Here is a 14,380-nt window from a genome sequence, read left to right as displayed (position 1 = left end):
TAGATATCTTATGAGCAGCCGCGAACAAAAAAAACTTCAAACAAGACGGGCTTTTTTTAATGCCGTTTTAGATCTTTGCATGACAGGGCAATCTTTTAGCTCTATCAGCCTACGCCAAATCACCCGTGAAGTGGGCGTAGTGCCCACGGCATTCTACCGGCATTTCGATGATATGGAGTCGCTCGGTCAAGCTTTAGTAATTGAGGAGCTTGGCGGTACGATGGCCACTTTGAGTGAGGGTCTACATATTGGCAAGACTCGCAGCTTCGAGCGTCAGATCGCCAAGAGTATTCAGCTGTTCTTGCAGATGGTTAGCGAGCAGCCCTACTATTGGCAGTTCTTAGTTAGTGAGCGCTTTGGCGGCTCAGAGGCGGTTCGCAACACTATCAATAAACTATTAAAGCTACATATACAGAGCTTATCAGAAGATTTAGCGCTACAGCCGGCTTTTAGTCATATTAACGACTATGACCGTCTTCTGCTAGCTGATGCTGGGATCAATATGTTCTTTTCTTGGATTATTGATTGGTTAGAGCTGACTTATTCTGAGGATCATGACGATGAAGCCGATTTGGATGAGATTGAGCGCAAAAAGCAACAGATGCAGCACAACTGTACGCGTCAAGCACAGATGCTCTTTTATGGCGCTTATAATTGGAAATCTACCGAAGAAACTTTGCTTGATGAATAGCGTCTGTATGTTTTACAAGCTAAAGCTAGCTTATTAAAAAGTGGGTTCGAAGGCCCATAGACGCTGAGACACTACATTAACGACTTTAGCGGGTTTCTTATTAGAACCATCATTATTAGTCTCAGTATTATTACCATTAGAAGTATTGATTTTACTAATCAGTACGGTGGCAAATCTTTGGCGCGGCGCGCCTAAGTTGGCACTGTCGGTGGCAGTAATAAGCGCTGAAAAAGCTTGACTATCGACTGCTAATAATGGAGTTAAAAGCTGACGCTGCTCGGTGCTGACCGCATTTAGAGGCGGCTGTTGCCAAATACTATCAACTGAATCCATTACTTGTTGCTTTTGCAAATCCTCTAACCCTTGTATCTGCTGCGCGCTGATACCGTCTACCAAAGCTGCCAGCAGCTCAGGGCTAGCGGTATTGACATTGATCGGTAAATAATAGGGCACAGCGGTGAGATAAGGCCGTAAAGTCGCTAAGCCTTCGACGCTCATATTAGGCAAATCTTGCAGCTGATCGACACTGACAAACGGCTGATTGGGTAAAGTTGCCGTTAAGCTAGCGCTTTGCTGAGCATAGACTACGCCCTCATCTCCGCCATCTTTATAGACTTCCCTATCCCTATCTTGCCAGTCCAAAGCGGCGATAGCTATCTGCGGATCTAGATTGAGCTGGGTCAATAGCCGCTGAAAAACACTCAAAGCAACAACGTCTACTGCTCCATCATGATAAAGATTATTGATATTAAAGCGAGCTGCCTCATCGCGCAGCTCCATAGTCACCGTATGCGATCCTAAAGGATAAGGCGGCAGCGGCTGCGCCCATATGTCTTGGAGGCTATCGGTATCATTGAGCATGCTGTCAGCTCGAATCAAAGTAACCGTCAGTTGCTGCGCGGCGTCGATGTCTTGTAGTAATTGATTCTGATTGAATAATAAACCGCTGCGGCGAATGACAATTTTCTGACTAGCGAGCATGGCTCCTGCCACGACAGTGATACTGACCACCAATAAGAGGATAGTCAATAAAGCCACGCCGCGTTGAGATCTCATTGCTATCGTCATAAGTTAGTTACTATTGCCACTATTATCGTTATTGCTATTGTTATTATTACTATTCTTTAGCGGATTATTAGTCATAGGTAGAGGCTGCGGCGCTAACGCCCATTGCCAATGGATCGGTATGTCTTGATAAGTAAAGCTGATTGCGACGCCTTGCGGCAGCAAACTAACTGAGTTTGACTGCGCTACGCCGTTAACCTTGTTATTGAGATTGCTGCTATTGGTACTATCCTTATTGTCATTGGGAAAAACATTAGCAGGCTCAGGCAGTAACGCTTGCCAGCTTGCAGCCGTTACGCCTTCTAGTAAAACGCTATCTAAGCTCACATCTTGGCTATTACTATTCCTATCATTTTGAATACGAGTATACTGACGACGAATCAACCGCTGATCGGCAAAAATATAGTCTATATGCTGCAAACTTGGGCTGCTTTGATAGCGGGGATCCGGATCGGCGAAACGTACAAAGCTTACCTGTTCGCCATCTAAGCGCATAAATGGCTCAGGCGCTAGTGGCGCAGCATCACCAGCATTATTGCTAGCATCGTTATTATTAATCTCATTAGCAGCTTGAGCGCTAGGCGCTTGGTAAGCAATAATCTGCCCCATATCTTGCTGCAGCTGCAAATAAGCGTACTGCAATGCCGCCAAATGATCTGCCTGCAGCTGCGCTCTATCGCGCGCGCGATTGACACTATCGAATACCTGCCAGCCTGCCACTGCAAGCATCGCAAATATCGCCATAGCGACCATCAGCTCCAGTAGAGTAAAGCCGCGCTGCGCACTCATGGCTGTCCTCCATTGTCGCCACTATCCAAACCAAAGGAGGCAGCACTACTAGCTGTTTCAGGATTACTGACTATCACCGTAATGTCCGTTACTACCGAACGCGGTTCACCGTCGAGGATCGGCGCTACCTCGATAGTCACCTCTTTTAATGCTGGGCTCAAAGTGTTGGCTACGCTCATCTGCACTTGCCAATCACGCCCTTGCTCATTGACCGTTTGGCTGCGATTGGCAGTCAGCCAAGTCTGCTGAATACGTAAGTCGGCCGCAGCATTTTGAGCAACGAAATGCGCTAAGGTTCGCGTTTTTAAGACATCGACTGAAGACAGGTAAGCGCTACTAGCACGGCTAGCGGCGACGGCGACGACGGCTAAGATAGCGAGCGCCACCATTACCTCAATCAAGGTAAAACCGCGCTCTGATCGGCGAGTGTTTATAGCTGCATTCAGCTCAAAGGATTGGTAGGGTTTACATGACGTATAACGCACCTTTGCAGAAGACGGTTTATCTGTTTTTCGTTTCAAGCGCGTAGGTTTTTCGACGAGGTTCATGCGCTATAACCCTTGCCCAATCGTCATACTGCCATCCGGCATAACGGTAATCACATCACCCACTAGCCGCGACTGATGGCGCACTTCTATGGTGACAGGACTGGCCTGCCCTGTTCCGAACCAGAGGACTTGCGGCACCGCTTGCTCGGTGAACCACGGCTGTAGCGCCTGCACTTTCATGCCGTCATTGCTCGCGCCCATATTGCTAGACTCCAAACTCTGAATCGCTAAGCTGACACCTGCAGGCAGCTGCGGCAAGGTGATCTCTGGCTCTAGCTCCCAGCTCGGAGTTGCTACGCTGTTTTTTGGATCCGCGGACATGGCGGAGAGCTCCATAGCGTTTTTGGGGGTGTTATCGATAGCGCCATTAGTGCCAAGGTTGTCGGCGGTTTGATAGGCTATGTAAGGATTGGATAGACTGACAATCGTAGGGGTGATCTGACCTTGTTTATCAGCTTGTAGGCTTAGCCCCATCGGCTGCATACGCTCTGCGGATAATAAGCGAACGTAGCTGAGTGAATCCGTCAGATGCTCATAAAAAGCTAAGTGTTTACGCGATTCACTGCTACCAACAGACAAGCTGATCATACCGGCAAAGATGGATAAAATGACCACTACCACTATGATTTCTACTAAAGTAAAACCAGTCTGCGCGTGTTTCATGATAGAAGGCAAACCTTAATCATTGATCATTAGCAATAAACAGCATTGCCCGCTGATTATTAGCCATTAATACTGAGTATTGCGATGCTCTGCTGATTCTGTCTCGATTTGCTCGACTAGATCCTGCATATCCTCATCATTGAGACTCTCATCAGCAGTATGCGCCAGATAGTGTCCAGGAAGATCTAGCATCTGCTGAACAAGCGCATAACGTAGCGTATCGCGGCGACCCAAATAGCGCTGATAAAAGCTAGAATTAAGTAGTCCGGCACCGCCTTGCCCCATCGCCCAAATAGTACACAGATAGTCACGAGTGGTCATGCTACTATGCTGCTCTTTGAGATAAGCGCTAACGATATCGATCAGACGCTTCATACGCTGACGACGGATATCATAAAGCTCGGCAAATAAGCGATTAAGACCAGTCACTGAAGCGGCCAGACGCTCTTCAATCTGGTTTAGGAGCATCGCTTTTTGCGGATTGAGCAGCTGCTGAAGGATCATCCGTGCCACCCCAGCAGAAGCACAATCATCAACGCGGTTAATCTCAAATAGCTGCTCTTCGTAGCGAATAATAATACGCAAATATAGCTCATCTTTACTAGAAAAATGCTTGTATAGGGTACCCTTAGCTAAATCAAGCTGATCGGCTAGGCTATCTAAAGTAATATCACCATCGCCTGACTCAAGTAGCAATTGCTCAGCCATCGCTAAGATATTCTCTTCTCTTACTTTGAACTGGTGCTGACGACTCATAACTTCTCCTAAACTTGGTGAAATTAAGCATACAGTTATAGTACGACGAATCATTCGATTAACAACTCAGCTATAAAGAGTCGCTGATAACGAGGGGCAACTATAACAAGTAGCTATGCTTAGTGTCAGTCATTGAATATCTTCGTCTCATAGCAGCTGCTGGGCAAGGCTGTTTATTGCCAAGTGCTAAAGGCAAATGCTTTTATTAATAGAGATAAGAGAACGCTAATGCTATAAAAAACAGGATTTGGATGCTCAAAGTTGAGCCATAAGCCTTATTTATAAATGACTGACTGGTCATAGCATAACGACTTTAATGATATTGTGCTAGTAAATTTTCAAAGTTTTTTGCAGTTAACTTACCTACCTCTTCACTACTGCACTCATACATATCAGCGATAAAACTAGCGACATAAGGCACATAAGCTGGCTCATTAGGGCGTCCTCGTTTGGGTACGGGCGCCAAATAAGGGCTATCGGTTTCGATCAGTATCCTATCTCGCGGCATATTTTTAGCCGCTTCTTGGATACTTTTAGCGCTCTTAAAGCTGACAATCCCCGAGAAAGAAATGTAAAAGCCCAAATCTAACGCGCGCTTAGCAGTATCCCAATCTTCAGTGAAGCAGTGGATAATACCGTGCTCTGCGCCCTCAGACTTTAAGATATCGATAGTATCGTCTTTTGCGTCGCGCATATGTACCACTAACGGTTTTTTTAGCTGCTGACTAGCATGAATATGGCGCGCCAAACTGTCCTGCTGCGCAAGCTTATTTTCAGTAGACCAATAGTAGTCCAGTCCCGTCTCCCCTATGGCCCAAACATGATCTTCTTTAGCCGTTTCAAGCAAGCGCTCTACGCTCGCCGATTGTAAGACGCTGATGTCTTCGCAAGGATGAATACCCACGCTCATACCTAAACGCAGATCATCATCGCTGTAGCGGCTTACGATATCAGCAATTTCATCATATTCAGCAAAATCGCACATAATCGCCATTGCTCTAGTGACATTGGCCTCTTTCATCGCGGCAATGGCGCCTGCAAGCTCGCCATCGTATTTAGTAAGATCGAGACGGTTGAGATGGCAATGGGTGTCAGTAAACATAAATACTCTCTTTATCGTTATCGTTTTTGATTAAAATTTTATCGTGAATAGCTTTGTCATAATTTGTCATCAACAGTTTTGTCGCCTATAAATAAAAGCCAAAAAGGCTAAGTGCTAGATATTGCTGCAATAAATGCTTTTTTCAAGGTGAGTACTATAGTCGATCCATTATCAGCCAGATGAAAATCAGGCATTAATAATGCTAGAATCGATAGTCCTTTCCTCCTTTTAGCTAACTTAATAAGCCCCTGTCTTATGACTGATCACAAAACCTTTGCCCTGCCAAAAGCGCTCAATAACAAAGCGCTGACTCGCTTAGTGCCAAAATACCTATATCGGCAGCGTTTTTTATTGCAGGATAACGGGGATGACAATCAATTTGATATTGCCAAAAACGCTCGCATCGTTGGCGATTCTACGATTACTATCCGCAAGGGGGATGACAATCAAATCTCTATCGGCAATAATACTAAATTCAATACTCTAAAAATCGATATCAACGGCAGCAACAATCAAGTCGTTATAGAAGATGACGTGAAGTTCTCTGGGCAATTATTAATCGTGGGTAATAACTTGCGTATTCATATTGGCGCGCAAACCACCGCCGTTGGCTGTTATATTTTAGCTAGAGACAAAAGCGTCATCATTGGCAACGCTTGCATGATATCGCGCGGTATCGAGATTCGAGCGACAGACGTGCATAAAGTCTATGACATAGCCTCTAATAGCCGTTTAAATACCGCGCATCGCGATGTGGTCATTGGTAATCATATCTGGATTGCTGCTAATGTGACTATCTCTAAAAACGTCTCTATTGCCGATGGTTGTATTATCGCCGCCGGCGCTTTTGTCAACAAACCTATCAATACCCCTAATAGCTTAGTGGCTGGCGTACCGGCCAAAGTCATCCGTCAAGGTGTACGTTGGGAGCGCTAAGCTAAGCATGCTTACCATTCAAGCTAGCATGGAACATAAATCGTTGAAATCCAGTATATTCACTAACTGCTGACGTGTTGCAAAATCAACCATCGGCTTGTTGCTAAAAGGCTTAGTTTCTACTCTACAAACTATAACGGCACCACCCGCATCACCTCCTCTATCGTGGTCACACCTTCAGAGATACGTTTGGCACCAGATAGCCTTAGCGGCTGCACGCCTTCGCGATACGCTTGTTGCTTGAGGGTCTCTAGATTGGCATCAGCCGCAACTAGCTTTTTGAGCTCATTAGATAGTGGCATAATCTCATAGAGGCCAATACGTCCTTGATAGCCGGTATGGCGACAGTGTTCACAGCCTTTGGCGCTATAAATTTGTGTTGGTAATGAAGCACGCCACGGTTGCACTAGCTCTTGCCACTGCAGCGCCATCTCACTATCGGCATTAAGTTCCTGCGCCTGTTTGCAATGCGGACACAGCGTCCGTATCAATCGCTGCGCCATTACTCCTAGTATAGTGGCTGAGGTCAGAAATGGCTGCACGCCTAAATCATGCAAGCGCGGCAACGAGCTTGGTGCGTCGTTAGTGTGCAAAGTCGAGAGCACTAAATGCCCAGTGAGTGAAGCTTGTACCGCCATATTAGCAGTCTCAGAATCGCGTATCTCCCCGACCATAACGATATCAGGATCTTGACGCATCAAAGAGCGGATCCCATCGGCAAAGTGTAGATCTATCGCTGGATTAACTTGCATCTGATTGAAGGCAGGCTCAATCATCTCGATAGGATCTTCGATGGTGCAGACATTGACTTGCTCAGTGGCGAGCTGTTTGAGCGTACTATATAAGGTAGTGGTCTTACCTGAGCCGGTCGGCCCAGTGACTAAAATGATACCGTTTGGATGACTAGTCAGCTCATGCCACATCTCAAGCTGCTTACCTGAGAGACCCAACTGTGCAAACGAGCGCACTAAAACTTCTGGGTCAAAAACACGCATGACTAGCTTTTCCCCAAAAGCCGTTGGCAAAGTCGACAAACGTAGCTCGGTCTCTAAGCCTTTATGAGTACGGGTCTTGAGCCGACCATCTTGCGGTTTGCGCTTTTCGGCGACATTGAGTCGGCCCAAGATTTTAATCCGCGCGGTGACTGCCATTAAAATCGCAATCGGCATCTCATAGACGGTATGCAGGACACCATCAATACGAAAGCGCACTTTGCCAGTTTCGCGGCGCGGCTCTAGATGGATATCACTAGCGCGCTGCTCAAAAGCATACAGCAGTAGCCAATCGACGACTTTGACGATATGCTGATCATTAGCATCGGGGTTGGCATTATCGCCTAACTGTAGCAAGGCCTCGACATTAGTAACGTCAGCGGCGGCACGTTTATGCACGCTATTAGCGCCTGCGATCGCTTGGGTGACTTGATAGAACTCTTGGCGATAGCGGTTGATCTGGTCGGGACTGATATAGACCGTACGGTAGCTCTTATTACCGATGATTTTTTCGATATTACTGTGCCAATCGCTATAAAAAGGCTGATCGGTACCGATGACGATCTCATCAGCTGCCACCTCGATAGGCAAAATATGCTGCGAGCGCGCATACTCAAACGACATCAGCTGCGTCACTGCTGGTACGTCCGTCTTAAGCGGGTCGATACGCACTAAAGGTAGGTTTGCTTTAGCAGCTAACCATTGATTGAGCCAAGTCAGTGTCAGCTTATTGTCACCCTCATTATCATGACCGTTAATCAAGCCAAACTCGCTAACTGTAATCAGAGGATGCTGAGACTTATCACGGCGACTGGTCATCACTAGATTATAACCGCGCTGATCGATCACCCTATCTGCTAGCAGCTCATCGAGACACCAGCGCAAATCTACTATTAAAGAATAATCCGGAATCGACATAGTTATCTTCTTTTATTATTCATTATTTAATGCTATTAAACTACTTCAACCACTGACATAATCTGCAACTTCCCCTTCTCCATTTGGCAAAAGCGGACATCGACCGACTTATAGCGCATGGTAAAGCTCGTATTTATCTCATCACGGCGGTAAGCTGGCCGAGGATCCTGCGCAATCAAAGCTGTTATTAACGGCAAATCTGCCGCCACTAAATGCTGCTGTATCTCATCAATCACAGATTTTCTGTTTATAGGTGCTCGGCACTGTATGTCATTATGGAACAAAACTGCGAACTGCTTCTGAGCATTAGCAGTCATCGTAACGGCTGACGGAATCGGCGCTGTTGGTGCAAATCCGCTCGCAGCATGCTCAATACTATCACTATAAGCAACGTAAGGCTTAATATCGATAATAGGCGTAGCATCAATCATATCAGCGCCACTGATAATCAGTATCACTCGACCTTCAACCACCTCGATTCGCTCAAGCTTCACTACTGACAGACCCAGCTGTGCGGGCCGATACATACTGCGACTGGCAAAAACGCCTATCTTTTGATTACCGCCTAGTCTTGGCGGTCTGACTTGCGATCGAAACATACTAGCCGTTTGGGTGCCTTGCTGAAGGCTAGTCTGCTGATTATTGAGATTGTTATTATGATGAAACTGCCAACTGAGCCAAAGATGGCTAAACTCTTCTAAACCTACAAAGGCGGCCGGCGTATCGAAGGGCGCAATCATCTCAATAGCACTCATTAATTTAACTAAATTGGGCTGTCTTGGCGCACCAAACTTTTGTGATAATGGCGCACGGTGATAGCCAATGATAGGCGCCACGTGGGTCTGTATTTGCTTACTCATCAATTGTTCCAAAGCCAAAAAACGCGATGTAGTCAGAGATACTCTATTAATCATACAAAAATAATCACTAACGATATTCCATTTTATCATGGTCAGTACGCATATCATGGCGGATTTTTATTTTGAAATTTGTTATGATGTGCCCCATTGTATATTGAGAATAACTTGCATCTGGCGGCTCGCCATTCGATGCGTTTATCGATTAATTAGAGGGCTTTATGTCAAAACTCCGCACAGAAACGGTCACCGAAGTTCACCACTGGAACGATTCGCTCTTCAGTATTAAGACCACTCGCGACGATGGCCTACGCTTTCGTAATGGTGAGTTTGCGATGATTGGTATCTTAGTTGATGGCAGACCGTTACTGCGAGCTTACTCGATTGCTAGTCCTAATTATGAAGACCATTTAGAGTTCTTTTCGATCAAGGTTCCTGATGGACCCCTGACTTCACGCTTGCAGCATATCAAAGTTGGCGATGAGCTACTAGTCAGTAAAAAACCGACTGGCACGCTAGTCTTAGACGACTTACTACCAGGTAAAAACCTTTACATGCTCGCCACAGGTACAGGCCTTGCGCCGTTCCTAGCGTTATCACGCGATCCTGAGGTTTATGAAAAATACGAAAAGATAATCTTGGTCCATGGTGTGCGTAACGTCGAAGATTTAGCTTATCGTGAAATGTTTGAAAACGAGCTGCCTAACGATGAGATCTTCGGTGACTGGTATAAAGAAAAGTTCGTTTACTACCCAACGACGACGCGTGAAGAATTTAGAAATATGGGCCGTATTACCGATTTGATGGAATCAGGCAAGCTGTTCGAAGATGTCGGACTACCACAAATGAATAAAGAAGATGACCGCGTATTGATTTGCGGTAGCATGCCATTCAACGCCGATATCTCTAGAATATTAGACGGCTTTGGTCTTACTGTATCGCCGCGTATGGGCGTACAGGCCGATTATGTCATTGAGCGTGCCTTTGTAGGCTAGGAAATACAGAGTAGAAATTTGCTTAATCAAGATAAATAATTCTTGACGATGACAGCTGGACTGTTATAATACGCAGCCTATACAGCACAACCTGTAGCCCAATTTAATATAGCTCATTGCTTTATACCTAACACGCCGGTGTGATGGAATTGGTAGACATGACGGATTCAAAATCCGTTGCCTTTAAAAGCGTGTCGGTTCGAGTCCGACCACCGGTACCAATACCTAGTTCTATACTATCTTATAGAATAGCCAAAGCCCCTGATATCAGGGGCTTTGCTGTATCTGACGTTCTATACTGTCCTGCTTTATCTATCCTAATCCATGCACTTTGAGCACACTGTCAAGTATACTGATTTTGAGTGTACTTACGGAGTGAGCTATGCTGAAAAAACCGTACAACTAAACTTGGCAAAAAATAATTATAGTTTTTGAAGCCAATTATTGCGAAAGTGCCTCTAACAAAAACTGTATCGTCAGCAATAAGGTTTTTTAGTTAAACAACACAATAAATTTTATGTATAAAATTTAATTGATAAGTCTAACAAAGTAATCTTTTAACGAAAAAGGTTCTCTTGCTCTTTCAAGCTCTATATTCCAGTTAGATATTGCACTCTCGTGTACTACACCTAATTGAACAGGTACCTCTTCCAATTCAAGAATCTTAGCGATTGATAACCGATGACAACCGCCTAAGCCGAATATAAGATTACCATTTCTGCCGATGTGTACATATATCCCCCCCTCCTCTCTAAATACTTTGTTATTAACTTCACTAGCACTTAGGAGCTTTCGACTATCCTTTGTAGATAAAAATATATCATCCAACTTATCATATCTTATGACGATATCGTCAATATTATAGCAGCCGTCGATACCAGGTTCTTTTTCCATAAGATATAACATTAAGTCATAAGCATTACTATCTTTCCATGATTTGTTTTCAGAAAAATGTGCATAACAAACCTTATATTTATCTAACTCTGTAAATGGAACTATACTTAAATCCCAGTCACCCCCTCTTACAGTGCCTGTATCTGAACGCTGCAAATTATTACCAAAATCTATAGATGGATCTAACATAAAGTTTATATTGCTAGGCTTTACAAACAGTCTTTCACATGAGAAAGGAGCGTTTTTTTGATATTTCAAAATATTAATTACATCAACTTTTAAATGCTTTGAGACATATAACGCAAATCTAAAAACTTTATGCGTAAAACCAATATACTTTTTCATTAGAATCCCTCTAAAAGTTATAGCAAAACTCCCATCCTGAATAGCATTTGTTCTCAGATAATAACACTAGAGAACACACAGCATAAAAACTGATATTTAAGATAATCTTTAATTGGATTTTTCTTAAACTGTAAAGTATCCTTCTTTAATCGGTTAATCATCTCAAAGTCCCATTCTTTCTGCGATTGTCCGGCTGGACTAGTGGGGCTAAAGTCTGATTTATTTATATCATGATAGTGTATTTCACAGTATACGTGTTAAGCGATTTAAGGCTTCCTATTAACTTCTCTACGTATCAACAAGCCTTGGATAGAGCTTATGACAGTACAAATTCAGCAAAATTTCTAAAAATGATGTAAATACAGAGCAAACGAGAATAATTTGTACCAGTTGATCAATATGGTATTTATTTTAGACTAACTGTATGATTAGCGCTACGATAGGACATTAAAACTAATTTATCACCAAGGCGCTAATATGTTTAATAAGGATTTATCTTCTTCTTGGTTAATGTTAACCGGACTTTCAATAACAATCGCCTTTACTGGCTGTAGCAGCTTAGTCGATGTCCCCATTTCTGACAATCAAACACCAGCTCTCAATAGCCAAATACCTAGCGATACAGTGTTTGAACAGTGTCCTTCTTTTGATGCTGAAAATACGATGTGTACTGCTCAATATGAGCCGGTTTGCGTAAAAACTCAAGTCGGTTCAACAGTCAGCTATAGTACTGCGAGCAATACTTGTTCAGCTTGTAGCACAGCAGAGGCAATAGGCTATACTAAAGGTGAGTGTAATTAATATACTTATAACTCCATCTCAAACCCTAACGGAAATACTTATATTAGATCATATCTAGCTATAGATATTGGCGTTTGATTAATAGTTTTAAATAATAAAACATACGCGAGATTTCGAAAACGATTTAGGCGATTTATAAAACATAAAAAAATAAACCACCCTACTCGTTAGAGTTAGGGCAGTTATATAAACCTAAGCTGAACGCTCACTTATCTTACTTTCAATCCACTTAGCTATTTCACTCGCTACCTACACTACCCTTACTTGTGTCAGCTGCACCTTTTTAGGAGACGTCGGGTCAGAGCGATTAGACTCCTTTTTGGGTACCGCCCTGTGTACCCTCGTTGGTTACAAGCAAACCTGCTCTAAAATAAATTTACTCCGCCTCATCAATCTTCTCATTGAGCACGTCTGCCATCTCATCATCGATAATATGATCTTCGATATAATTGACGACAGCATAAATAGTAGTCAAATCCATCTCTCTGACGCCTAATTTGACCAGCTCGGCATTAATAGATTCTAAGCTTATGACATCGTCAGGACTGCCTAATAGATGCTCGTCAAAACCATCGTGAACGAACCAATAGAGCTTTTCAAGCACGGTGCTCTTTTCTGTCAAAGTCGAATAGCCATCGCCTTGGATAAACAGGTTAAAGTGATAAGGTATCTCGACATTGTTGATATAAAAAGTACGCAGACAGTCGATGGTGAAGGCTTGAGCATCGTCGCTTTCATTATCAGCTTGATCTCCTGCTTCATCTAAAACACTCTCTTTGACGAGCTCGCCTAATAGCTGATAACGCCCTACTTTGATTTTATGATTATAAATGATAGCGGCATCGCCAATGGCATCAAAAATAACGGCGCTAATATCTAAGGTATTATCATCGATATCATAAAAGGCTTTTAGAGCGGGCAAAAACTCGGTGAGCTTGTCGTCAGGTACTTCGGTCAAAAACTGCTGCTCATAGATGGTGATCATGTCATCAGGAGCATAAAGGTTGACATTATCTGCGTCATTTCTGCCGGTGGGTGTCAGCGGAATAAGGTTAAAGGGATTATTATTAGTCATGCAGAGTGGCCTTGTACTAGAGATTTGCGGTATTGATGTCTGTGGCTATAGTATTAGCGCGTAACACTGATTACGGCGTTACAGAATATATGACGGGCATTATCGCTTATTTAGGCTTTTTTTGATATGTGCTCTACTCTCGTAAAAATCCAAGTTTAGAAGTAGCAGCTATAAAGTGATGCCTAAGCTTGGCTTTAGGTCAGTAAAAGCCTTATAAGTTATCATGTATGCGATTGTCTAGCTTATCGCAAACCGACTCTACTACTAGCTATTCATTCATCAAAAAACCCTCTATGGCTATTTTCTAAATTTTACCTAGAAGATAGCTATAGAGAGTTAAGTCATATTATTAATATCGGTTATTGAGACACAGCAAAGCAATTATTCAATCCTAATACCTTGGCTAAATTATATTTTCGCTTCAAACTAAACAGTCATGCTGACCGGGCTAAACTCATCTTCTATGGGAGTTTGCTCAACTGCGACTATTTTTATGGGTACCGCAAAAGCCCATGCTCTACCATGATTGCAATAAAACTGCCCATCATAAAACGAGACAATATAAGCGGTGAAGTCATTACCATAGTGATCCAACATCGCATCTTCATCACTATCATCACTTATAGCGCACCAAATCTCTTTATTACCACTCATGAGCATAGAGCGGGTCAAATCACTACCTAACATTTTAGTACTATTCATCGTCAGCTCCTTAATGATTGAACCTCTAAAATTTGTCAATCGGTCAATAAAAACTTAGAGTTCTATTTATTTTAGCTCGACCCTAAGCTAAATAATTATTGACTGTAACTTCATAGTCTTCATACTAATTATAACGAATGAGATGCCACTTTATAATAGTACAAATATACTACTGCAAACAGCAATTTAAAATGAAAGGTGTTAATACAGTGACGAACGGTAGCTTAAATAAAAGCGATCCTGTTATAAAA

The 14,380-nt window shown here is 43.4% G+C and carries 15 protein-coding genes and 1 tRNA gene; 5 read left to right on the top strand and 11 right to left on the bottom strand.

Going from position 1 to position 14,380, the window contains the following annotated elements; all coding sequences use genetic code 11:
* Positions 1 to 10: 10 nt before the first annotated feature.
* The gene (locus ACS8E3_RS10015) at positions 11 to 691 is read left to right on the top strand and encodes a TetR family transcriptional regulator (protein ID WP_439243876.1); all 681 of its coding nucleotides are present in this window, start codon (positions 11 to 13) and stop codon (positions 689 to 691) included.
* A gap of 33 nt (positions 692 to 724) precedes the next feature.
* On the opposite strand, the gene gspK is transcribed toward ACS8E3_RS10015, so the two are convergent.
* The 6 genes from gspK to ACS8E3_RS09985 all read right to left on the bottom strand — a co-directional run bounded on the left by gspK (position 725) and on the right by ACS8E3_RS09985 (position 5,614).
* The gene (gene gspK / locus ACS8E3_RS10010) at positions 725 to 1,747 is read right to left on the bottom strand and encodes a type II secretion system minor pseudopilin GspK (protein WP_439243874.1); all 1,023 of its coding nucleotides are present in this window, start codon (positions 1,745 to 1,747) and stop codon (positions 725 to 727) included.
* Between the two features lie 15 nt (positions 1,748 to 1,762).
* Positions 1,763 to 2,545 (bottom strand): type II secretion system minor pseudopilin GspJ, encoded by a 783-nt coding sequence (gspJ, locus tag ACS8E3_RS10005; protein ID WP_439243873.1) that lies wholly within the window; start codon positions 2,543 to 2,545, stop codon positions 1,763 to 1,765.
* On the bottom strand, positions 2,542 to 3,093 hold the full coding sequence (gene gspI, locus ACS8E3_RS10000) for a type II secretion system minor pseudopilin GspI (RefSeq protein ID WP_439243872.1): 552 nt from the start codon (positions 3,091 to 3,093) through the stop codon (positions 2,542 to 2,544). The genes gspJ and gspI overlap by 4 nt, the downstream gene beginning before the upstream one ends.
* A 3-nt stretch (positions 3,094 to 3,096) precedes the next feature.
* Positions 3,097 to 3,756: a prepilin-type N-terminal cleavage/methylation domain-containing protein gene (locus tag ACS8E3_RS09995; RefSeq protein ID WP_439243870.1), complete on the bottom strand. Its 660-nt coding sequence runs from the start codon at positions 3,754 to 3,756 to the stop codon at positions 3,097 to 3,099.
* A 66-nt stretch (positions 3,757 to 3,822) separates the two neighbouring features.
* On the bottom strand, positions 3,823 to 4,512 hold the full coding sequence (locus tag ACS8E3_RS09990; protein ID WP_439243869.1) for a TetR/AcrR family transcriptional regulator: 690 nt from the start codon (positions 4,510 to 4,512) through the stop codon (positions 3,823 to 3,825).
* A gap of 313 nt (positions 4,513 to 4,825) precedes the next feature.
* Positions 4,826 to 5,614, bottom strand: coding sequence for a TatD family hydrolase (locus ACS8E3_RS09985; RefSeq protein WP_439243868.1), 789 nt, complete (start codon positions 5,612 to 5,614; stop codon positions 4,826 to 4,828).
* Between the two features lie 255 nt (positions 5,615 to 5,869).
* On the opposite strand from ACS8E3_RS09985, the gene ACS8E3_RS09980 reads away from it, so the two are divergent.
* Entirely contained in the window at positions 5,870 to 6,550 is a 681-nt protein-coding gene (locus ACS8E3_RS09980; RefSeq protein WP_439243867.1) for an acyltransferase, read from the top strand.
* Positions 6,551 to 6,681: 131 nt separating this feature from the next.
* On the opposite strand, the gene ACS8E3_RS09975 is transcribed toward ACS8E3_RS09980, so the two are convergent.
* Both ACS8E3_RS09975 and tsaA read right to left on the bottom strand, forming a co-directional pair.
* The gene (locus ACS8E3_RS09975; RefSeq protein WP_439243865.1) at positions 6,682 to 8,460 is read right to left on the bottom strand and encodes a GspE/PulE family protein; all 1,779 of its coding nucleotides are present in this window, start codon (positions 8,458 to 8,460) and stop codon (positions 6,682 to 6,684) included.
* 35 nt (positions 8,461 to 8,495) lie between these two features.
* On the bottom strand, positions 8,496 to 9,320 hold the full coding sequence (tsaA, locus tag ACS8E3_RS09970; RefSeq protein WP_439243864.1) for a tRNA (N6-threonylcarbamoyladenosine(37)-N6)-methyltransferase TrmO: 825 nt from the start codon (positions 9,318 to 9,320) through the stop codon (positions 8,496 to 8,498).
* Between the two features lie 218 nt (positions 9,321 to 9,538).
* On the opposite strand from tsaA, the gene ACS8E3_RS09965 reads away from it, so the two are divergent.
* On the top strand, positions 9,539 to 10,312 hold the full coding sequence (locus tag ACS8E3_RS09965; protein ID WP_439243862.1) for a ferredoxin--NADP reductase: 774 nt from the start codon (positions 9,539 to 9,541) through the stop codon (positions 10,310 to 10,312).
* Positions 10,313 to 10,446: 134 nt separating this feature from the next.
* A tRNA-Leu gene (locus ACS8E3_RS09960) sits at positions 10,447 to 10,533 on the top strand.
* A 307-nt stretch (positions 10,534 to 10,840) separates the two neighbouring features.
* On the opposite strand, the gene ACS8E3_RS09955 is transcribed toward ACS8E3_RS09960, so the two are convergent.
* The gene (locus ACS8E3_RS09955) at positions 10,841 to 11,551 is read right to left on the bottom strand and encodes a hypothetical protein (RefSeq protein ID WP_439243860.1); all 711 of its coding nucleotides are present in this window, start codon (positions 11,549 to 11,551) and stop codon (positions 10,841 to 10,843) included.
* Positions 11,552 to 12,028: 477 nt separating this feature from the next.
* On the opposite strand from ACS8E3_RS09955, the gene ACS8E3_RS09950 reads away from it, so the two are divergent.
* Entirely contained in the window at positions 12,029 to 12,352 is a 324-nt protein-coding gene (locus ACS8E3_RS09950; protein WP_439243859.1) for a hypothetical protein, read from the top strand.
* A 376-nt stretch (positions 12,353 to 12,728) separates the two neighbouring features.
* On the opposite strand, the gene ACS8E3_RS09945 is transcribed toward ACS8E3_RS09950, so the two are convergent.
* Both ACS8E3_RS09945 and ACS8E3_RS09940 read right to left on the bottom strand, forming a co-directional pair.
* Positions 12,729 to 13,427, bottom strand: a complete 699-nt coding sequence (locus tag ACS8E3_RS09945; protein ID WP_439243857.1) for a hypothetical protein — start codon at positions 13,425 to 13,427, stop codon at positions 12,729 to 12,731.
* A 426-nt stretch (positions 13,428 to 13,853) separates the two neighbouring features.
* A complete protein-coding gene (locus ACS8E3_RS09940) occupies positions 13,854 to 14,129 on the bottom strand; it encodes a hypothetical protein (protein ID WP_439243856.1) in 276 nt (91 codons plus the stop codon).
* Between the last annotated feature and the right edge of the window lie 251 nt (positions 14,130 to 14,380).

This window comes from Psychrobacter sp. 2Y5 (assembly GCF_051847375.1).
Classification (GTDB): Bacteria; Pseudomonadota; Gammaproteobacteria; order Pseudomonadales; family Moraxellaceae; genus Psychrobacter.
The sequence above is the reverse complement of the archived record's forward strand: the minus strand, read 5'-3'. Positions and strand labels throughout refer to the sequence as shown.